This window comes from Spirosoma fluviale (genome assembly GCF_900230225.1).
GTDB classification, from domain to species: Bacteria; Bacteroidota; Bacteroidia; order Cytophagales; family Spirosomataceae; genus Spirosoma; species Spirosoma fluviale.
Genome location: NZ_OCNH01000001.1, coordinates 1,643,191 through 1,663,736, shown reverse-complemented (window position 1 = coordinate 1,663,736; position 20,546 = coordinate 1,643,191). Strand labels below are relative to the sequence as shown.

The 20,546-nt window shown below is 43.7% G+C and carries 24 protein-coding genes and 2 tRNA genes; 17 read left to right on the top strand and 9 right to left on the bottom strand.

Annotated elements, in window-relative coordinates:
• The 7 genes from CRO74_RS06990 to CRO74_RS06960 form a co-directional block, all read right to left on the bottom strand.
• A complete protein-coding gene (locus CRO74_RS06990; RefSeq protein ID WP_097125261.1) occupies window positions 1-354 on the bottom strand; it encodes a DUF1573 domain-containing protein in 354 nt (117 codons plus the stop codon).
• A 2-nt stretch (window positions 355-356) separates the two neighbouring features.
• The gene (locus CRO74_RS06985) at window positions 357-701 is read right to left on the bottom strand and encodes a hypothetical protein (RefSeq protein WP_097125260.1); all 345 of its coding nucleotides are present in this window, start codon (window positions 699-701) and stop codon (window positions 357-359) included.
• Window positions 702-710: 9 nt separating this feature from the next.
• Window positions 711-1,970, bottom strand: a complete 1,260-nt coding sequence (locus CRO74_RS06980) for a hypothetical protein (RefSeq protein ID WP_097125259.1) — start codon at window positions 1,968-1,970, stop codon at window positions 711-713.
• Between the two features lie 12 nt (window positions 1,971-1,982).
• On the bottom strand, window positions 1,983-2,597 hold the full coding sequence (locus CRO74_RS06975) for a hypothetical protein (RefSeq protein WP_097125258.1): 615 nt from the start codon (window positions 2,595-2,597) through the stop codon (window positions 1,983-1,985).
• Window positions 2,598-2,602: 5 nt separating this feature from the next.
• Window positions 2,603-3,631, bottom strand: coding sequence for a hypothetical protein (locus CRO74_RS06970; protein ID WP_097125257.1), 1,029 nt, complete (start codon window positions 3,629-3,631; stop codon window positions 2,603-2,605).
• A 95-nt stretch (window positions 3,632-3,726) separates the two neighbouring features.
• The gene (locus CRO74_RS06965; protein ID WP_144035881.1) at window positions 3,727-5,283 is read right to left on the bottom strand and encodes a hypothetical protein; all 1,557 of its coding nucleotides are present in this window, start codon (window positions 5,281-5,283) and stop codon (window positions 3,727-3,729) included.
• Between the two features lie 21 nt (window positions 5,284-5,304).
• On the bottom strand, window positions 5,305-6,231 hold the full coding sequence (locus CRO74_RS06960; RefSeq protein WP_097125255.1) for a hypothetical protein: 927 nt from the start codon (window positions 6,229-6,231) through the stop codon (window positions 5,305-5,307).
• 123 nt (window positions 6,232-6,354) lie between these two features.
• Here CRO74_RS06960 and CRO74_RS06955 point away from each other — a divergent pair, with 123 nt between their 5' ends.
• The 9 genes from CRO74_RS06955 to CRO74_RS06925 all read left to right on the top strand — a co-directional run bounded on the left by CRO74_RS06955 (window position 6,355) and on the right by CRO74_RS06925 (window position 11,157).
• Window positions 6,355-6,900 (top strand): hypothetical protein, encoded by a 546-nt coding sequence (locus CRO74_RS06955; RefSeq protein WP_097125254.1) that lies wholly within the window; start codon window positions 6,355-6,357, stop codon window positions 6,898-6,900.
• Between the two features lie 67 nt (window positions 6,901-6,967).
• The gene (locus tag CRO74_RS06950) at window positions 6,968-7,150 is read left to right on the top strand and encodes a hypothetical protein (RefSeq protein WP_097125253.1); all 183 of its coding nucleotides are present in this window, start codon (window positions 6,968-6,970) and stop codon (window positions 7,148-7,150) included.
• Between the two features lie 9 nt (window positions 7,151-7,159).
• Window positions 7,160-7,630 carry a hypothetical protein gene (locus tag CRO74_RS06945; RefSeq protein WP_097125252.1) on the top strand — a complete coding sequence of 157 codons (471 nt, stop codon included), beginning with the start codon at window positions 7,160-7,162 and terminating at the stop codon, window positions 7,628-7,630.
• Between the two features lie 131 nt (window positions 7,631-7,761).
• On the top strand, window positions 7,762-8,019 hold the full coding sequence (locus tag CRO74_RS06940) for a hypothetical protein (RefSeq protein WP_097125251.1): 258 nt from the start codon (window positions 7,762-7,764) through the stop codon (window positions 8,017-8,019).
• Window positions 8,020-8,032: 13 nt separating this feature from the next.
• On the top strand, window positions 8,033-8,161 hold the full coding sequence (locus CRO74_RS32200; RefSeq protein WP_262508206.1) for a hypothetical protein: 129 nt from the start codon (window positions 8,033-8,035) through the stop codon (window positions 8,159-8,161).
• 31 nt (window positions 8,162-8,192) lie between these two features.
• Window positions 8,193-8,266: transfer RNA gene (locus tag CRO74_RS06935), tRNA-Phe, on the top strand.
• Window positions 8,267-8,456: 190 nt separating this feature from the next.
• A tRNA-Ser gene (locus CRO74_RS31495) sits at window positions 8,457-8,544 on the top strand.
• 613 nt (window positions 8,545-9,157) lie between these two features.
• Entirely contained in the window at window positions 9,158-10,021 is an 864-nt protein-coding gene (locus CRO74_RS06930) for a hypothetical protein (RefSeq protein ID WP_097125250.1), read from the top strand.
• Between the two features lie 323 nt (window positions 10,022-10,344).
• Entirely contained in the window at window positions 10,345-11,157 is an 813-nt protein-coding gene (locus CRO74_RS06925; RefSeq protein ID WP_097125249.1) for a hypothetical protein, read from the top strand.
• 358 nt (window positions 11,158-11,515) lie between these two features.
• On the opposite strand, the gene CRO74_RS06920 is transcribed toward CRO74_RS06925, so the two are convergent.
• Entirely contained in the window at window positions 11,516-11,695 is a 180-nt protein-coding gene (locus CRO74_RS06920) for a hypothetical protein (protein WP_097125248.1), read from the bottom strand.
• A 556-nt stretch (window positions 11,696-12,251) separates the two neighbouring features.
• On the opposite strand from CRO74_RS06920, the gene CRO74_RS06915 reads away from it, so the two are divergent.
• The 5 genes from CRO74_RS06915 to CRO74_RS06890 all read left to right on the top strand — a co-directional run bounded on the left by CRO74_RS06915 (window position 12,252) and on the right by CRO74_RS06890 (window position 15,937).
• Entirely contained in the window at window positions 12,252-12,728 is a 477-nt protein-coding gene (locus tag CRO74_RS06915; protein WP_097125247.1) for a hypothetical protein, read from the top strand.
• A gap of 163 nt (window positions 12,729-12,891) precedes the next feature.
• Entirely contained in the window at window positions 12,892-13,335 is a 444-nt protein-coding gene (locus CRO74_RS06910; protein WP_097125246.1) for a Panacea domain-containing protein, read from the top strand.
• Between the two features lie 8 nt (window positions 13,336-13,343).
• Complete coding sequence (locus CRO74_RS06905) at window positions 13,344-13,748, top strand: hypothetical protein (protein ID WP_097125245.1); 405 nt, start codon at window positions 13,344-13,346, stop codon at window positions 13,746-13,748.
• 645 nt (window positions 13,749-14,393) lie between these two features.
• A complete protein-coding gene (locus CRO74_RS06895; RefSeq protein WP_097125243.1) occupies window positions 14,394-14,825 on the top strand; it encodes a hypothetical protein in 432 nt (143 codons plus the stop codon).
• Window positions 14,822-15,937 (top strand): hypothetical protein, encoded by a 1,116-nt coding sequence (locus tag CRO74_RS06890; protein WP_097125242.1) that lies wholly within the window; start codon window positions 14,822-14,824, stop codon window positions 15,935-15,937. Before CRO74_RS06895 ends, CRO74_RS06890 begins: the two co-directional genes overlap by 4 nt.
• Window positions 15,938-16,370: 433 nt before the next feature.
• Here the strand turns inward: CRO74_RS06890 and CRO74_RS31490 are convergent, their stop codons facing one another.
• On the bottom strand, window positions 16,371-16,541 hold the full coding sequence (locus CRO74_RS31490) for a hypothetical protein (RefSeq protein ID WP_179830137.1): 171 nt from the start codon (window positions 16,539-16,541) through the stop codon (window positions 16,371-16,373).
• A gap of 527 nt (window positions 16,542-17,068) precedes the next feature.
• Here CRO74_RS31490 and CRO74_RS06885 point away from each other — a divergent pair.
• The 3 genes from CRO74_RS06885 (at window position 17,069) to CRO74_RS06875 (ending at window position 20,114) form a co-directional block, all read left to right on the top strand.
• Window positions 17,069-18,346, top strand: a complete 1,278-nt coding sequence (locus CRO74_RS06885) for a hypothetical protein (RefSeq protein WP_097125241.1) — start codon at window positions 17,069-17,071, stop codon at window positions 18,344-18,346.
• Between the two features lie 137 nt (window positions 18,347-18,483).
• Window positions 18,484-19,101, top strand: a complete 618-nt coding sequence (locus CRO74_RS06880; RefSeq protein WP_097125240.1) for a hypothetical protein — start codon at window positions 18,484-18,486, stop codon at window positions 19,099-19,101.
• 437 nt (window positions 19,102-19,538) lie between these two features.
• Window positions 19,539-20,114, top strand: coding sequence for a hypothetical protein (locus CRO74_RS06875; RefSeq protein ID WP_097125239.1), 576 nt, complete (start codon window positions 19,539-19,541; stop codon window positions 20,112-20,114).
• The last annotated feature ends 432 nt before the right edge of the window (window positions 20,115-20,546 follow it).

Here is a 20,546-nt window from a genome sequence, read left to right as displayed (position 1 = left end):
TTAGGCCTCAGAATCGGGCACGACTTCGGCGGGTTGTGCAGGCTGGGGTTCGTAGACGCGGGCCGTGATAAAGAGGGTATCAAACGTATCATCGGCGTAGACCACCGTGACGTACTTATTGGCCAGGTATTCCGTTTTACCCGAAGCCTTGACCCCTTCGGGCAGATACCCCGCCGAGAATGTTATTTTGATGTCCGTTTGATCGGGCTTTACCCGGCCGTCAATGACCGCGCAGCCGCAGGATGAATCGACCCGCGAAATGGCTTTGCCACCTTCGGCACGTTTGAAGACGGCTTCGGCCGTTTCGGTGACGGCAACGTCACCCAGGGGGTAGGTTGTAGGGCTGAATTCCATAATCAGCGTTGGTTGAGTTTATACCGGTACCACTGGGTCCGGTTCATCATGTTGGGATAACAGGGCGATTGTCCCACACAGCGGGGGTATTGCTTCCTGCCCGCCCCGCAGGCTTTATCGGCCATAAACAGTTCGGGCGTTCGACACCCGCAGCACCGGCATTCACCGGCGTAATAGCAGTCCTGAGCCGCCACTTTTCTGAACTCGTACTGGCGACGGATGTGCCAGCGCAGGAGCCAGCGTAAAGCCGACCGTCTGTAAATCCAATACCGGAAGATGCCTTGCCAGTAATAGAAGGCATCTTCCGGCTGGGCGTAAAGATGGGCAATAGCCTGTCTAACGGTCATGACTAAACGTTAAATCGGAGCCCCCGGCGAGGGCGGACAGTCACCACAGGCCGTACCCGCCGGACAAGCCGACACGGTATAGGGTGCGGGCACCTGATTACCGCCTTTGGTCAGCACATCGTTTGGTTTGGCCGAGCTAGGCACTGGCAGGCCGTCTGAGCCGGTATAGATTTCGTAGTAGGATTTACCGCCGATGTAGCCCACCATGAACGCGGTCTTGATATCGGGGTAGTCGGCTTTAATGGCAGCAAAGGCCGCACCATCCCCCGAATCTGCCCGAACCAGCGTGTAGGGAAACAATACGTTATCAGCGCAGGTATCGTCGATCATCCTGGAGATGTAAGGAGCCGCCCCGTTGCCCGATCCGGGTCCTTTCAGAAGGGCTTTGAGCTTGGCAAAAGCCGCATCCCCGTTGCTGTTCTGCTCAAAGAGCACCGTCACCGTTACCGGTACCTTCGTCGTCGTGTTCGTATCGCTGGCCAGATCCGAGGTCGCAATACCGGACATCGTTGTATTGACGTCGATAGTGATAAACAACTCGATCACGTTCAGCGTAGCATCCACACCCGAGAAGATCAACGGCGCATTCGGTGCCGTGTTGAACCAGTCCTGAACCAACGAACGGGTATAAGTCCGTTTGTTGGACGGAATAATCACGCGCGGCCGGGAAAGTCCTTCGTGCTGTTCAACCTGGAAGTAATCGCCCGGATTTTTGATTTCGATATCAACGGCATAGCGGTTGGCACCCTCTACGCTTTCGATAACCTGATAAGCCGTACCCAGATGGGCGTAGTTGGCGTTGAACTGACGCGCCAGCGATTCGGTAACCTGACAGTCGGTTTCCAGCGTCGAACAGCGCTTGAAGAGATTCAGCGGTAATTCCTCATCGAACTCATACGCCTGGGCGCAGGTTTCGACCGGCTTTAGCTCCAGGGCGATCACGTTGGTCATGTACTCCCCACATGACGAGCTACGGGCCACGTTGAAGCGGATACGCTGTTTGAGCTCAGTCGTGGCACACCGCAACTTGACACCAGCGCCACCGGGCTTGATGCTGTCAAAATCAATTTTGTAGTCGCCTGCTCCGAAACCGTTGAAGGCAATACCCTGATTGGGCACATTGGCAATCCCGCCTTTGAAGACCAGGTTGCTGGCCTCAATCAGGGGTAGGTCAGCCGTCGTACCGGGGAAATACACGACGATATCAGCGTTGGGGCGGCAATCGCCGGGTTGACGATAGCCGATAAAGGAAGAACTCTGTTTGGACATCCTGAGAAAAAATTAAGTTGGTTGTTCGGCGGTCGGAATAACCCGGCTCGCCAGTAGCTGATAGCGGTTGTATCGCTCGTCAATCAGGTCTTTTTCCGCAATCACGCGCCGAAGGATGGCCAGTTGATCAACCTCCGTTTCCATCGGCTCGTTATTGGCCGTCATATCCAGTTCGCGCGGAAAGGTCAGATATACCACCCGCACGGAGAGGGGAACCGAGTCAGCCAGAATTTCCAGATACACATCGTTTTCTTCGGTGTATTTGGGCTCATCGTCGGTAGCCCGCCGAAAGGGGTCCTGTTGAGCCGTTCCCAGTTCATCCGAATCAATCGGACTCACCGGCATATCCGTCCGTTCATGGGGGAAATCAGCCCGTACCGCCCGGATAGCCAGACAGGGCGGACTGATATTTTTATAGAGAATGAGCTTTCCCGCCCCGGTATAGCTTCGCTTGAAAGGCTGCATAGCCCGGTTAACGCGCTCGCTTTTGGGTTCACGTGTGAGCTGAAGCAGCCAGTCGATGGCACAGACCCAATACAACCGAGCAAACCTCGCGGGCTTCAAGTGCGCCTGAGCCGCCGTATCGGCCAGCGTCTGGTACGTCCGGTATAGTTCCTGAGCTCTCACGCGATTTAATTCAGGGAAGCGTACTCTTTAAATTGCTTTTCCAGTTCGGGTTGTCCTTTCAGTAGCCCGATCAGTTCGGCGCGGCTGGCTACGTCGACGTTGAAATCATGACCCGTGATATGACCATCGGCGTGCTCATCCAAAAGACCGCCGTTGAGCAGGGTTTCTATCAGGGTTTCCAGTTCAACCTGCCGTTTGTCGGCATCCCCCGACTGATCGACCGAACCGTCCGCATTGACCGGAATCAGTTCGGATTTTTCGCCCACCTGATTAACCAGTTCAAGCAATTCGTCGGAGGCCTCTACGGTCCAGCTCAATTCCGGGGCTTTATCCTCAACCTTGACCGATACGGCATTCTGAATAAAGTTTTTGTAGGCCGCATCATTGTCGATGAAGTAGCGCGCTTTGGCCAGCGATTCGGCAAATACCGATCCGTCGGCGCGCTTGTAAAACTCCCCATCCTTGATGATCACACCCCGTTCGCAGGCCAGGGCGATAAGGGCTTCGGTTTCGAAGTATTCCCCCTCAAAAACCCATTTGGTTGTCCCGAATTTATCGGGTTCGGTTTTGGCCTTCTCCCAGAGTGCCCGGAAAAGTACCTGAGTCGTCAGGCCGCTTGCCGTCCCGATCACCAGACGATATACTTTAGCCAGCCAGTTGCCGTCTGCTTCGTGGTCCATCAGGATGTCCAACAGCTTTTTCAGGCGACGGGCCGCTTTCATTTCGTTTTCAGCGTCCTCCTGGGGATCAATCAGCTTGATTTGGCTAGCCAGATCAGGGTGCATCTTGATATCCGCTTTGAGCGTATTCCAGTTGCGCTTGTGAATCGGGTTGCTCAGATCAAACGTGCGTTGACCCTCAATCATGAACGACTCGGGAACCCCGGCGTCGTTGAGGTATTTAAAAAAGACGGGTTCCCCCGCAATGACTTCTTTCCAGCCATCCAGACCCAACACCGGACTGCCGGTTGTGTCGTAGCCAATCTTAAGGGGATTATCAGAAAGCAGGGTAGCGATTACTTCGGTTGATTGCATTTTGGTAACAGAGAAAATTCAGTATCAGAGTCAGCCAAAAAAGGGAGGGATAAAAAAAGGGTCAGGCATGGCTTGAGCCCTGACCCTTTTTTTGGTTAGAATAATTCCAGACGTGCTACGTTGCGCACATCCATGTAGGGTACCAGTTGCATCAATACGTGCATCTCCCGGCCATCGACCGGCGAATCGAGCCGGTAGCGATCATTGGATACGCTGTTTTTGATGAACTGATCCTGCATGTTCAGCAACTGATCGGCCGTAAAGCCTTTGTCGCCGGTGATGCCGTTCATATAGCCGAAGGTGAAGGCCCGTGAGAACCCGTTACCTTCCTTGAAGTAGATGTGCGCGGGTTTCTTCATCACCCCGTTCGCCCCCTTCACCGCACCAGGAATCAGGTAGATGTGGTTCGAGCGTTTACGGTACGATACCCCGCCGAAGCTGGTTTTGTCGAACGAACCCCAACGGTCCATTGCCCGGCCAATGTCGTAGATGATGATACGGCCGTGTGAGGTAATGTACTGGTCAGCTTCGAAGCCGATCTTCAGCACGTCACCGCCCGTCACCTGCTGCCAGATGTTGACGCCGTATTTTTTGAGACCCCCTTGCAGAATCACTTTACGCAACCATTCCAGACCCGCACCTTCCGCCATGGCGTAAACGGTGTTTTTCTTGCCCAGCTTGTTGTAAAGGAATTGGAGGATGTAATCGAGTTTCTGAACGCCTTCGTCCAACGACGCGTATTTCGAATGCCGCCACTTCCATGGACACTGATCGAGCATCCAGTACATACCCGCGAAGTAAGGGCGTTCGTGCCAGCGACCGTTGGCCGATTGGTTGGCAATCTTACGCGTCCGTGGGTCAAAGTTAGGCGTGTTGTACATCAGGGCATTATCCACTGACTTGAGGATACGACGCATTACTTTAACCGGCAGGTCGGTACGGACCGGATCGGTCGACGAACCGTCCATCGCTTTGGTTACGGCGAACTGATACACCTCGTCGGAGAGGTACCCTCCCGTTTCGGTATACCCGTAGCGGATGATGTTCGACATATTGTAGAACGTCGTCCGTTTGGTCAGATCATCGACAAGGGTGTTGGAGTTCATCGACCCCTGCCCTTTCGAGTTACCGTAGCCAACGTGCAGAATATCATTCACCCGCAGAAACGCACCTGATACGTAGGTACCGGGAATGCCGATGTACTGCAAGGTGAAGTCCGTACCGTTGGTACCCGGACGACGCGCTTCCACGCGGAACAGCGTTTCTTCATCGCGGCCCATCAGCGTTTCGTCACCGTCAGCGATAGCGCGGTCGAGCGATACATCAAAGTTCACACCGGCATACAGACGATCGGGAACCCGGCTGATGTCTAGAATACGGGCGTGTTCCTGGAAATCGCTTTCTTCCAGAATTTTAATAAACTCGGCTCCGATACCGTGGGTAACAGGCTCGAACATTTCGTCGAGAGCCCCACCCTGACCCCCTAACACCTTCGAGAAGAAGAAGTAGGGACTCATCGGGTTTTCGGCATGGACAATCTGCGTATAAATCTCTTTGTCGTAAAAGAGATCGTTACGCGCTTCCATATCACCGACTAAGCGACGTTGCTTACGGGTAACCTCAGTCACTTTCAGCGGATGTACTGGTGGCATGTGCTAAACTAGTTTTAAACGTTAGGAGAGTTGGGAAGCCAGCCGACGATTCGCCCCGTACTCCTGACCACGCAGATCCGCCAGCCGAATAAATTCAGCCAGTCGGGTTTGATCAGAAATCAGTGAGAGCAGGAACATCTTATGGGCAGCTTCTTGCGATGTTTTACTGCTATCGAGCCAGGCATCAACGCGGCCTGATCGAATGTCTTCCTTCATATCGGCTACCGTCGTTTCAGGCAGTTCAATACCGAAGGGCTTAAAATTGGTCGCCGTCGTATCGAGCACCTGGTAAAAGTTGCTCAGCCCGCTTACGGCATCATCGGCGTGCTGACTGGCAGCGGTTTCAATCTGGGTCAGCTGACGAGTCGCCTGTTGTTTTTCCTGACTGGCCCGTTCCTTGCCCGCCTGAGTCAGCTGGCCATTCTCATCGAGATACAGTTGCATCTCCTGATCGTAGACCGCCGTGGACCGAATGCCATTGCGTTGCAGTTCGCCTTTGACGGCCTGCTGAACCAGTTCTACTTCCGATAGGCTACCGCTGACAATTTCCCGCAAAACGGGTACTTCGGGCTTTGCCGCCAGAAATTCCTCGTAGCTGTCACGCTTGACAACGGCCGCTTCAAAACTGTCCCGGTTAATTTCCGTTTCCGCTTCGGGAGCCGCCCCGAAGGTTTCCTGCCAGCGTTGGCCCCAGTCGATGGATTCCCGCGACGCAGGAGCCGCATCAGGAGCGGGCATGTGGGTAGAGAGGTATTCCGGAACGGCAGGCAGCGCCGGGGGCGCGGGTGTCGAAATGCCGGTCGGTGTCTGGGCCGCAATCTTTTCCATAGCCGACTTATCATCGGGATTCATGGCAAACGAGCCGTCAGACGTCACGTCTAATTTGATCGAGGACTGGCTTAATCCTGCATCCTCATTCAATTGAGCTTCGTCAAAACCTGGAATCATTTTGGGAGAGGTTCATTTTTCCCCAAAAGTGAAGGACGCATGCTTAATTATTCATATGAAATAATAGCAATTACATATGGAAGATTATATATTTGAATTGCCAGAATCAAAATCAATTTCTGAATGACTCCTACTGAGCTTGCAATCGAGCAGCTACAAGGACAACTACGCCTAATCGAAGCCAATTTTGCCCGACTTGAACACAGTCATCAGCAGCTACAGGATGCTGTTGAGCAGTATCATTTACGTCAGCACTTTGCCCGAATCGGTGAGCACACCTTGTTCGAAGCCATCGCCAACGCCATCGTCAGCGAATACGGCATTACCCAAAACCAGTTGATCGGCCGGGGCGATAAGCGCCGGGCAGGCCGAAGGCCGCTGGAACAGATCAAACGGGAACACCTCATCGACGATGCCCGCATCTGGTTTGTTGCCCTTGTGCGCCAGCTAACGCCCCTGATTACCTACGCCCAGATGAACACCTCCTACACTTGGGTCCAAACCCGTCACTTCCGGGAAGCGGGAAACTTCATTGAAGAGATTTACGACAACCAAAACCACGCCTGTGCTGCGCAATGGCGTCATTTACTGAAAACTGTCATTCAGCAAGCCGCGCGGATGAATGTGAATTTCGACATCGTTTCTGAGGAACTTGACCTTGCCGCATGAGAATTATCAACTTCATTATTCGACAGTATCCCGATGGACAGGTTATTTTCTCTGAAAATGGGGCTATGTGAAACACGTAGAGGATGCCCGTGCGCTGGCTAACTATACCGGCTGGGGCGACTACTCCATTACCGTCGAGGAGGATGACGAACTCTACGATCCGATACTGCATGCGCCCAGCGAGTTAAACCCCAGCCCCGATAGACCCCACACGGTCTACATGATGGGTTACCCGATTCAATTAAATTAACGTATATAAATGAACGTACAGGAGAATAACCGGCTGAAAGCCGTCATGAAAATGCTGGATTTGGCCGACGAGCAGGGCGAATCCGCCGAGTTCAACGAGCAGCTTCAACTGGCTGCCAATCTGAGCGGGTTCCGGGATTCGCTCAATCACTTCGATACCGGCATACGCCCCGATCGGATTCAGGGCTATAAAGTCGCCCCAAAGGTGCCCTACCCCAACGACGGCTCGAACCTGAATTTGCCAGCCACCCCGCCTAAAACCTCCCTCAACGTGGGTCAGAAGGTTGTCTGTAATCAGGGAGACAAAGAAACCGGTACCGAAAAGATTCTCTTTGCCGAGTTCCTTGAACTTAAAAACAAGATTGTCACGGTAAAGGACCGGCGCGGCAAAAAACGATATCTGTTCAATTCTGACCGATATGAATGGGTTATCCGGCCTATCCCGGCGCTTCCAGACCTACCCGATAGTTTCGACGCCTGAGCCGCACCTTACAGGGCTCCTCAAGAAATAGCAAACTATACATATATACTATTTACTATTTATTCTTTTTCATTATCTTAGCGGTCTCTCTTGACAAGAGACTAACGATTCCGTATTTAACCGTAACTTTTATGTCCACCTCGCCAGTAGGTATTGTAACCCGTTTTGAAGTCGATAGCGTGCTGTCGACCAAAAGCGGTTCAGAAATTTTACAGTTCTCTGCCGTTACCCCCAGTGCGACCAAACCTGAAAACAGGGTGTTTTCCAATTTCACGCCCCAGGGACAGATCGCCCTGACCATTACCAACCCCGACGCGTTTGGCCTGTTTGAACCCGGCGACGAGTACAGGGTAACGTTTGAGAAAGTTTCATCCCGGGCTCAGGCCTGAATTTAGTACGCGTATGCTCGACTTACTTTTCCTTGTGACTATGCTGGCAGTAGACTGGCTTACCCTTCACCTCCGACCAGCAGCCGATAACTCCGTTTCCAGTGATGTATTCAACGAACTCAATACAAGGCTCAACGGATGACGTATAAAAGTGCCCGTAAACTACTAAAAAAGCGGAGGTAGCTCAGGTGGCAGAGTGACGGATTGAAAGGTTCGTAGGTCGGTGGTTCGAGTCCATCCCTCCGCTCTAAGTTGATTGTGGGAGAGTTTGCGTTGGTGGCGCTGTTAGTGTGGCCCCTACGTAAGAGAAATGAAATCGCCAAACTAACTGGTGTGCCAAATGCTATCCGGTCAGCTTAAAAAGTCAAATGCAGGGGCTCTACTACCCAGGCCCCAAAAGAGATACTCAGCGATAGTTTGACTTAAATAAACTATATAGAGTGGTTGGTAAGTGGCTGAAACCAACACCCTACTGAGGTGTCAGGCTTAATTGTCTCGCGAGTTAAAATCCCGCCCTCTCTGCCAGGTCGCTAAACGGGGACAACCCGTTGAGGGTGTGTGAACATTGGATTGTCTATTTAGTACTGGTTGGCCTCACAGAATACCTCCTGCTTAAAAAAGAAAGCTGATTCGATTTAAATTGCTTTCTCCAAACTGCATTCGCCCGGTCTATACGAGCCGCTCCCAGTTTGGCAAACTCTAGCAGGAAGCATAAGGGTAACCTATTATACATATATCTGAATCAATTATCCGGATCAATTTGGCATTAATTGGACAATAGCTAAAAAGACAATTATCCTTTAACCTATATTTAAGCTATGCCATCCACCCAGAATACGGGAAAAATACCCTACCAATCCTTTTCTGGCCGTATTAAATTTACAAGTTGAAAAGTGAGTGTCTTAGCGAGAAGATTCATGTTCCTGAACTAAGTTCAGGTTTTCCAATCCAGATTTCAGAACGATATCTCTATAACATAATATACTAATTTTTTGGGGGTTATTTTGAGACTTTAATCATAATGAAACTCTCCTTTAATCTAACACTAGATTATACAAATCAGTACACTTTAGATAAAGAGAACATTTTGGCAGTTAAACTTCATTAATTCAATATTTTCCCAAATAAATCTTTACTAATGGATAAATTTCTCTTATATATCTTGGCTTTATTAATAATAGCATTGGGTTGTTCTCCTTCCAAACTGCTCTCAAAAACAACTTCACTGGGGGACCCGCAAAACGCCCAAACATTTGGGTATCAGCCTTTAGATCCATTACCTGTTAATCCACGTTTTTTCGACCGAAAGTTAGACTCAGCATATTATTATGGTGGTGTTATTCAGATCCCAAATAATCGTTTGATGGGGTCACTACCCGACGAAACTATGAGATTAGCGATTGGGCAAGCAGATGGAAAAGGAAATGCTAGCTTCGGACCAGCAAAAATTGGGTATGCTGGAAATAGTTATGTGGTTGTAATAGACTACATCAAGTTTGACACCAAGTCTTTTCCGGTAATGATAAAGGTAGATTCTTTAAATAACATCAAAGATTTTATCCCTTACACTTTGATAAATAATCCTGATGGAAGTTCAAATGGCTTTAATCCCGATGGAGTGATACCTGTTTATGTAGGTGTTGGTCTAAGATTCTCGGCTACTATAAAAGTGAACGAAGGCAGTGTTGATTTGGGTAACCTATTTGCATTAGGTATTGCAGCAGAAGCTAAACAAATTACAGGGACATTAATAGTTCAAACACTTGGAATTAGTGGGAAAGATATCTCAAGTCTGATTCCAATACCAAGCCAGCTAAACACAACCACAATTCAAAATGCAATAATGGCTATTGCAACAATCAAAGCTAAAATTTACGATGATAGTACCCAACTAAATCCTAGAATTGTAGGATTTTACAATAATTTGGGAGGTGGACAGACTACCGTTAATAAGTTTATTTCAAGCGTATTATCTAAGAATGTAGACCATATCATTAGATAGTAGTCTTAAACTAATTGAATTTTTTCACTTCGCTTGGGTACGATACCAAAGGCAAGATGGACGTTTCAAAGGTGAATTTTCAGCACAACAATAGGACTGTATTGAGTTTGTAATTGGTTTAATATCCAAGCATCTAGCTTTTCCCTCCAACAACATTCAGGTTTGTTGGGCGAGAGTGTATGAATTGGCTTAATTTCTGGTTCATACGAATAAGTTGTGCTTCTTGACAGACAGGCCTTTGCCCGTGAGTATGTCTGGTGTGATCCAACTAGTAATTTAAAACTTAGATTTAATCAAGGCAATTGAATATAAACTCTATAAAAATGAATACTAAGCGAATAAGCCTGTTAGCTAAACTTAATTATTCAGAAACTCTAATTAACACTGTTGCAGGAGCAGGGTTTGCACTTATAGTTATTTCAATAGTTCCAAACATAGAAATTGCATCCGTAAAATTGGGTGGAAATTTCGAAAATAGCTGGATCTTATCATTATTAGGTATAGTTTTATCTCTTCTAGCTTTCCCTTTTTTTAAAGAAAAAACTGAAGAAACGCTTATTCAAGTTTTTTCTGAAAGTAGACTAATTCAACAAGAATTCAAGAACATCTATTCAAGTATAGACAGAGAGGCTATTTTTTGGGCTGGCAATTTTTACATTTCGGTCAAAGAGCACAAAAATATCCTTTTAGATAAGCTCAGGAACGGCGCTAACATAAAGTACTTAATTTTTAATCCGGACAGTTTCAGACGAGATATTGTTTTAGAAGATTTCAATGATACAACCAGAGAATTTCTGATTGATTGCGAAACAACAATAAAGGCGTTAAAAGAATTAAAAGAGGAATGGAACATGATTAAATCGTCAAAAAACGCGATTACAAGTGGAAGCTTAGAAATAAGGCTATACAATTATATACCTAGAGTCAGGGCCTATATTATCGACCCTAATGATGTTAAAAAATATAGTTATTTTGTTCATTTCCTTTACAAGCATAACAGTTCTGACCTACCAGCTTTTAAAATCAAGAACAGCAACAGTGAAGTCATTAAAAAATATATGCACTCATTCAGTTCAATTTGGGAATGCAATACAACAGTTCCAATTGATTCATATACGCTTAAATTAATTCGATAACACTTACTGACTAGTTATATTCTCTCCACTTGGGCGAGTTATCGAGGAATAGTTGTTCGTCCATGAATGCAGATTTGTAGTCAAACGAGGGTGAGATCACAAAGGCATGTTCGGTAAATTAAATTTCTCATTATTAGTCAGTCAACACGTACGTTAAGTAGAATTTGCAAATTGTCTGCTAACATGCGCATAAAATACATTGTTGTCAACTATTCAGTATCTCAGAGACAATAGAAGAGCCTATGTCCTTCTTTGGAAACCTAGTGAAAATAAAGTTTTACTCTACTGTTTACTATCTCACTTTATGAGTTTGGGCTGCAAGCCAAGTACGACCTTTAATGGACATACTCACCTATAATTAACCATTGTCCTCCAAATCTTTTTTATCGCCAGTAATCCATTCACGCATTAATTTAACCACGCTCACCGGGGTTCCCGTTGCTTTACTGGCAATATCCGTCACGTCGTAAATAACCGAGTCCAGCGCTTTGTCCCGTTTGGCATCATCTTCAGCCGTAAGGTATTTACCCTTCTTCAAGTAGATCCCTTCTGATTAAAAATTTACTCATAATCAACCGCTTATAACTACAATCTTGTGTCATTGACTATTGAAATTTATACTATATTTTGACCACCCAAGTAATCTTATAGAATATTAAAGCCTTTTCTACCGATAAATAAATTAGAATTTACTTAGAATGACTTTAACGATCAAGTGCATGTAAGTTTGGACAAAAATGGCTAGCGTTGCATGCATTCTCTTATAGATTAATGACAGATTAAACAGTACTATTTAAAACAACGCTAAATATAAATCAGCTTTTATACAGTAGTTGGACATTTTGCGTAATTGCATACAATATCTTGTTGGGTGAAGTCCCAACATGCTACGCGATGCAAGTCTATGACCCAGCTACGTTTTGCAGGGCACTACTCCATCTGCCACGTTGGCGTTAAGCGGTGTTGAGTCACTCTATGTGCTACGTGTCCGGTTGCTCTATGTCTCTTAGGGAATAGAGTTACTTATCAGGATTGGCACGGGCGAGTAGAGCTGTGTTACAACAAATGAGTATTTCCGCCAAAATTATACTTGCATGACCCTATCAGAGCAGATTGATGAAATCTTATTATATGTTTCCCAGGGAAACTATATAGGCATAAGTAATGATACGCCCGATTTGTACAGAAGGGCAGTCAGCAAGATGAAGGCCATTGGTCTTATAGTCCCACGCGGCAATACATATGATTTAACAGATAAGGGCTATGAAGCTATCGAATCTGGTAGTTTCGAAAAATGGAAAGATTTAATAGCCAAGCGAGAGTCTGAATCAAAAATCCCAATGGTGAAGATTGATAACTCTATTTTTGGCAACCATAATTCTGGAAACAACATAGGTCAAGACTTTGAGGTCTTACCCCAAATCCAACCCGAAACTAGTCCCAGCCAAAACGAGAAACCAATTGCTACGCACGAAGTGAAGATGTCCACGGCTCAATTTATTTTTTGGTTATTCAGTGCCCTAATTGGCGGCATTGGTATAGGCTTTACTATATCCAAGCTACTATCCTAGTAGTATTGCACATTTTTGAACAAAATCAAACAGAAATAATCATTAAGACATAATTGGCACTAATATTGTTTAAATATATTATACTCTACTTGTGTTATATATAGTAGAATATTTCGTATATTAACCTTACCTTTGCGTCCCTAATAATTAATCGACATTCAATATGGCAACTGCAAGAGATGTAGCTGAGTATATTTTAAGGCTGGCAGATACAGAGGTTGGCGATAACGATGTCACCAATCTTAAACTTCAAAAGTTAGTCTATTATGTTCAGGGATTCCACTTAGCATTACACGACGATGCTATTTTCCCGGATGGAATAGCACCTTGGACATATGGACCAGTAGTGCCTGAACTTTACCACACCTACAAAGAAAATGCTGGCTTACCTATATCGCCAACACCTGATTATGAATTTTCTGTTGCTTTTACTGAGGAGCAAGAGAGTTTAATTAAAGAAGTCTTTAATGTTTATGGTCAATTTTCTGCTTGGAAGCTTCGGGATATGACCCACCAAGAGTCACCTTGGCGAGATGCGAATGAAAATGGAAAAGCAGATATAAGCCAAGAGTCAATGAGGATATTCTTTAAACAACACATCAACTAGTAAAGCTGATGGGAATCAAACGACCTCCTGTTACTGAGGGTCCAAATGTAAAGATTACCATAGATTCGTTAAGCTCTGAGATAAAACACCCTATTTTCTGTTTTCGCTATTTAACGAAGGGGTATGATTTAGACGAATGTGACAAAGATGAAATAGTTGCATTTACTAAGCAGCTTCACAAGTTGAGTCAATTAACTTGGGATGATATTAGAGGGTCCGGCAGACATGCAATGGGCACCGAAAAAATTAACAGGGGATCGGTAAAAGGGAAAATACACCAAGTAGTAACAGATGATGTGAAATTTTTTTTGGCTTGGCGATTTTTAGGAAAAAAACCCTTTCTGGGCTATAAAAAGGGTATTGTGTTCCATATCCTTTGGATAGATAACAAATTCAGTCTTTACAATCATTAAAGCCCCTTCGCTCGGAGGGGCTTTTTTTATTCCCTAAACACATCCCCAATACCTTCTCATAAATATCCATGTTACGTTCGTACCCTTCTTTCGTCATAGGGGTAAATAGATAAGGGGGTAGCTGTTCAAGCTCACATGCCAGCTTGGTGCGGGCGGAAGGGTTTTGTGTATTAGTCATAGTCTTTGTCTTTTTTAGAGTAAATCCGATAGCCAGCGGGGCGAGTATGCGGAGTAATTGCACCCAACGCCTTGAAGTGTGAAAACTACGGAACAGCTTGTGTATGTTCAGTTGGTTTATGCCCCGTAGCATCAACACTTCAAGGCGTTGGGTGCATAGCAACAAGCAGTGCTTGCGGGGCGGATTATGGCGACAGGTTGCAGGCCGCATAGGCTAAGTCTTTGCCCGTTCGGCGGGTTGTGGCTGACAAGTTAAACCGCCCTAGTTGGGCAGGTTTTCATTTGCGGGGCAGCTCCATGCGACAGGGTAAACGCCCCATAGAATACGGGGAAAACACCCTATTCACGATTCGTATGTATCAATAACTTTGTATGATTTTAAAAACTACTCCCAAAGCATTACTAATTGCGAGTATCAGAAAAACTTCATATTAAAAATCTCTGTTTTTTCAATAAAAAAACATAATTATGAAAAGAGTATACGACACAGGTTTAGTCGACAACAACCAGTTATCGACGGCTGTAAACGTGATTACTGCTGGGGCGGCCTATTCCGCAGTTTATCTGCTTAGAAGCGGTGGCCAATTCAACTTAATTGACGAATCTACTAGCCAACGTAATAACCCTAATCCAGAAAAACCTGCTAATGGTGATATTCTCACTCTTCCTATTGGGTTGGCTTCCAAAGTGCGAAAAAGCTATATTGTTGTTAGAACATTGATTAATATGTCTCATTTAGACGATGACCTTCGAAAAAGAGAGGTCGAATTAATTCGTATAGATTATAGTTTCTCTGGTGGTTTTTCGGATAATCAGGTTTATAATTTTGATAATGATGATATAACTGTTTCTCCAGATTATAAAATGGTTTCTATTACTAAACCAGTAGAAATGATATGAAAAGCTTCATAACTCTGATTATCTTCTTTTGTGTTAATCTATGTTTTGCACAAGATAAGGACAGTTTGACCCTTAAAGATTTAGAAATTCCAAATTCTCCTGGCTTTATTTTACTCGACCAAGCTCCAACAAGTATAGAGCGACCTAACTCTGTCAAAGCATTTACAGTTGGTGCGTTTAACTCTTTTGGTGAAAGCAACGGTTTTCCCAAGAATTATGCCATTGAAATTACACCATTTTGGTTTTTTAAGCACGGTAAAAATATGAGCGCATTAAAATATATAGGTATTCAAAATGGAAAATTGACAACCGCTCTAAAAACGGTATCATTATCGGTAGCCTACGTGAACAAGGATGATACCCTTACAAATAAACCTATTAATAATATTGCGTTTGGCGCTAGAACTAATTTATTGAAATTATATACTTCAAAGCAACGTAAAGACATATACGACGCTTATTTTAGAACTGTCAATCACCTGAAATATGTAGACTCTACTTTAAATGCGGAAGGCGCTACAGTTGCACTTAAAGTAATTAAGCCTGATGAATACAAAGCAATAGAAACACGGGTTTTAAATCTAATAGCTAAGAAAGATTCCGTTTCATCAATAAAAAAAGCTGTTAATCTTAGGCCACTAATAGCTTTAGATTTTGCTATAGCCTATAATACAGTTTTTTTTAACAATGATTTTTCTACAAATCGTTTTGGTCGTTTCGGCACTTGGTTGACTTTAAACTACTCCCAGAGTTTAGATAAAGAAGATAATGAAAAAAATAATTATTTGAACTTGTATGTGGTTGGTCGTTATCTCTCAGATGGGACCAAAAAGAACAATCAGGATAAGTATGAAATTCAAAATTTCTTTGATATTGGCGGCAAGTTCGAATTTGAGTTTAAAAAATTATCATTTGGCTATGAGTATATTTCGAGAGCAAATAAAGAAATAAAAACTCATCGCTCAACAGGACTCATTAAGTATAAAGTACAAGACAACTTGTATATAACAGGAGCATTTGGTAAAAACTTTGGAAGTACAAATAACTTAGTATCACTGTTAGGAGTAAATTGGGGATTTAGTACTGGAAATGAAAAGCTTAGCAAGAAGTAAATTTTTGTGTGAGAAAAACCCACCGCTACATGTCCTAGCAAGGAGGCTGATGCTTCTCATTCAGTCAAGTTCAATACTTGCGAAAGAACTTCCAGTGAAAAGCCGCCTAATTCGACAAGTCAGAAGTTGGCAGGCTTGTCATAAATATGGAAGGTACATAGTTGTGCGCTCCGCGTGGGAAGGTTTCCGCTGACAAGAAGCCCGTCCCGCAAGAAGGTTGCAGCCCAACCACCACCGCGTTCTGGCGAACCAACCCCCGAAAGCTGTATGTTTTTTTCTATTGATTATCAGTCCATTAAAAACACACAACACATCCAAACAGGTGTGTAAGGGGTCCTATTAAGTTAGCCTATAATATAAAAGGTACATTGCTGGCTAACTTAATAGGACAAAGCTTCATCAAAGCACAAACTTTTTAGACGAATCACTAATCTTAGTCTTCCAGGTCATCTTTATCGGTTGTAATCCACTCTCGTACAAGTTTAACCACGCTCGCCGGAGTTCCCGTTGCTTTACTGGTAAAGTCTGTTACGTCGTAAATAACCGAGTCCAACGCTTTGTCCCGTTTGGCATCATCTTCAGCCGTAAGGTATTTACCCTTCATCAACTAGATCCCTTCTGATTGAAAATTTACTCATAATCAACCGCTTATAACTACAATCTTGTGTCATTGACTATTGAAATTTATACTATATTTTGACCATCCAAGTAATCTTATAGAATATTAAAGCCTTTTCTACCGATAAATAAATTAGAATTTACTTAGAATGACTTTAACGATCAAGTGCATGTAAGTTTGGACAAAAATGGTTAGCGTTGCATGCATTCTCTTATAGATTAATGACAGATTAAACAGTACTATTTAAAACAACGCTAAATGTTAACCAGCTTTTATACAGTAGTTTGATATTTAGCGTAATTGCATACAATAACTTGTTGGGTGGCCCGTCCATCAAGTGCTTGCAGGGTGGGTTTCGTGCGACAATTTGACCGCCCCACGTGGTCAGGTTTGGGTTTCCATTTCAGCGTTTCGGTCGACAGGTCGCAGCGGTCAGGTTTATTGCTCGTTGGGCGGGTTCCGGCTGATAGAGTAAACGCCCCGGTTAGGCAGGTATAAAAAGTTAGTTTTTTATGTTAGAGCAAGAAGTAATTTATCAAGAAATCCTAATACGGGATTTTATTTTAGCTCATCCTGACTATTACGTACCTCTGCTGTCAATTATAAGGAAAAACTGCCCAATAAGATTAGTATTCTTAATAAATGATGACGATTCAATCATCTCCATTTACAAACAATTGAAGCAAGGATACAATGGAAAAACTATACGTTATCACAATGAGGATATAGCCCAAGAAAAAGAACTATGCAGATATAAGGATGGGAAATATGTAGACTACTTCGATGTCAAAAATTTAGAAATCGCTAAACAGGTACTTGATTTAATTTCTTATCATAGTGATAAAATTACTTGCCTTTGTGAATGGACTTCATTATCGCAATTTTCTGCTTTTCAGATTATTTACCCAGATTTAGAGAGATTTGTATATTGGGATAATCAAAATTTACTATACTTAGTTGATCATATTATGCCACATTCGGTAAATGATTATTCTGGAGAATTTGATCATATATTTAAGGGGCCTTATGGTGGCCCCGAACCCTATAAGAAACCAATAGGAACTCAATATCCATTAAGAAACCACTTCAGAGGCCTATACGATAGCTTACGGCATATGTTTGAGGAATTGAGCAGTAATAGAGAAGCATATTTTGATTCTTATTATGCCTGCCACTCACTTCCTGTAACGTCTTGCAAATCAATAAGTTTGGAAGATTTAATAAGTTTTGAAGATAAACTTGAAGAGTTATGTTTATTTAATTATCGGCAAAGTGGCTCTAGAGGAAGAGATGGTGAGTTTTACACAGATATTCGTAATTTTTACAGTGACTTATATCATAACCGTAACTTCAGTATAACGGATGAAATACATGAATACTTGAAATTAAAAAAGGCTATTTGTTTTAGGATTTATGATTCAAATGCAAGTTATAGTGATTTTGATCTTGAACGCAAGAAGATTTATGATTTGGCCAATGCAGAGTTGAAAACACAGTACGGCTTAGATCGTGAAGATGATATAGTACCTTTTATATGCCCTCCTATCAGACTCCCTAAAGAGTTATTGTCAAAATATGAAACAAGAGTATCATTTCCAGATAATTTTCGTCTTTCATCTGAGTATACACTCAAAAATATTGACGAGTTCGTGAGTGTAAAGAAATCATCACTATTAAGGCCATTTATAAAACAAATATTAGATGAGAACTTTATCAAAAATTTGTTATTAAAATTAGATAGACGGGGATTTTCACACGAAAAATGGTTCGTTGAACTTGCAAACACATAAGAAAATGCATAAATCTACTAGTATAGATTTATTGTAAAATTAAAGGAGGATAATAGATTAACACGCTTGTATGATAAGGCATTGATTTATGTACTTGTGATACCTAATGATGTCAATAAGTTTGCTACATAGAAATAATGAATAAGAATTCAAAACAGTATAATTACTCTTATTGGCTAGTTGGTGCAGCTGTAATAGCTATACTGATACCAATAATTGCAGTAATAATCTATAGGTTTCAGTTTGGTACTCACAAATCCGAAAAAACTGAGGTTTGGGGACAATTTGGTGATTTCTTGAATGTATTTATTTCGATAGCTAATCTTGTAATTTTTGGCGTATTAACTTTTGTCATTCATAAATCAGAACGCCATAGAGATACCGAAAAAGATATTTTAGAGTCCGCTAAAACACGTCCAATACTGATATTCAAAGATATAGGAGGTAAATGGATTTGCAAAAACGTTGGAGAAGGAACTGCAATAAATGCAATGATTGCCTATAAAGGAGGCACTTCTGTTAATTGGGAAAACCCGGTTAAAGTGTATTCCCTTATGTCAGGTGAGCCATTTGAAATTGATTGGCGAATTAGTGTTTATCAATGGAGAGCAAAATATTATGATGTGCATGGAAACGTTTATACGTCCACTTGCACGAGTGATGAAACCCTATTTGAATTTGACATCAATGGGCTGTATGAAGTAGAGGGCGAAGCTTTACGATTAGAAGATGTCAAAGGGAAAAGCTACGATTAGTCGCTTTGCATAGGGCAGCTTTCCGCCGATAGGATGCACGTCCCGAGGGAAAGCGGGGCAGCCTAACCAAACGAGGGTGTAAAGGTATAAGTGGCTTTAGTTCAGTATATTTGCTTGCCCACCATCAGCCCTCGCGGGCGTTGAGTGTTCGTCTAAAATGTGCTTCCAAGGCATCGCTCCGGCGACAGGTTGCAGGCCGCAGAAGTCAGGTCTTATCTTACATTTTCGGGTTCCTGTCGACAAGTCGAACGCCTCGGTTAGGCAGGTTTACGTTTGCCGGGCAGCGTCCTTACGACAAAGCGAATGCCCCGATAGGCAGGCTTGAAAAATACAGCAATACAAAATACGAAGTGCATATTTTATATTGAAAATGCGTCAATCGGCGAGTTACCTGCCATACCAACAGACTACAACAATTAACAATTAAATAAAATAAAATGAGAACAAAAACAATCATCAAAAAAACGTTTGCGGTACTTGCTTTCATCTTGACAAGCACGATTTATGTTTCAGCACAAGACTACTCTGTAAAACCTTTATCGGACTTTTTACAGCCTTACAAGGACAAACATAGAATAATTTTAAAAGCAATAGAAGATAGGACTGACTTGACAATTTCTCAAAAATTAGTCCTTTATGAAAGTGAAATGAGTAAGTTGAAAGAAGAGTTTAGGTCAGGACGAAAAGCAGAATATCAATCTAAAACTGTTGAATTATCCGTTGAAAATAGCTGTACAAGCGGCAGTAGTGGTGGAGTAAAAAAGTGCGGTTATAAATACGTATACGCACCAAACGGTAATATGTATACACGAACTGATTGGATTAGAGTTGAAGGGACAGATAAAGGGACGACAGTTGCCGCAGACGGCTCATCAGCAGGACTTAATATGACAGTTGCAGGTAAAGGTAGAAACGCAGGAACGCTATACGCTGTATTTCGCTACAAACCTGAGATTATTTCAACATTGGTTGACAAAGAAACAGTTGATTTATTTAATGAAATAATTAAATAGAGAAACGCTGCGACAAAAGGAAGTACGGCAGGTAACAAGGTATTGGCAAAAGCACGGCAGACGGAAGTATTTGAACATTTGTACTTCTATCAACATTCGTGCTTAATTTCGGCTGACGGAGTTCTAATACTCTGCTTTCGCCAATACACAAACCGTTGAGGGTGCAAAAAAGTGCAAAGTGCGTCGTTAAGCTCCGTGCGGGCAGTTTGTCGGACGACAGGCAGCAGGCCACGAGGTTAGCGTTTCAGCCCAACGACTGCAGGTGTATAAAGGCTCCTACGTCGCCATTAACCCCTGCAGTCGTTGGGTGCAGTCTATGCCTTTCCGTGGCCAGCTTCCGTGTGACAAAGGGCACTTGAGCGTATTTCAAATCTGGTCGGTTGTCGGGTTGTGGGCGACAGATGGTACGCCTGAGTAAGTTAAGCTAAGTAA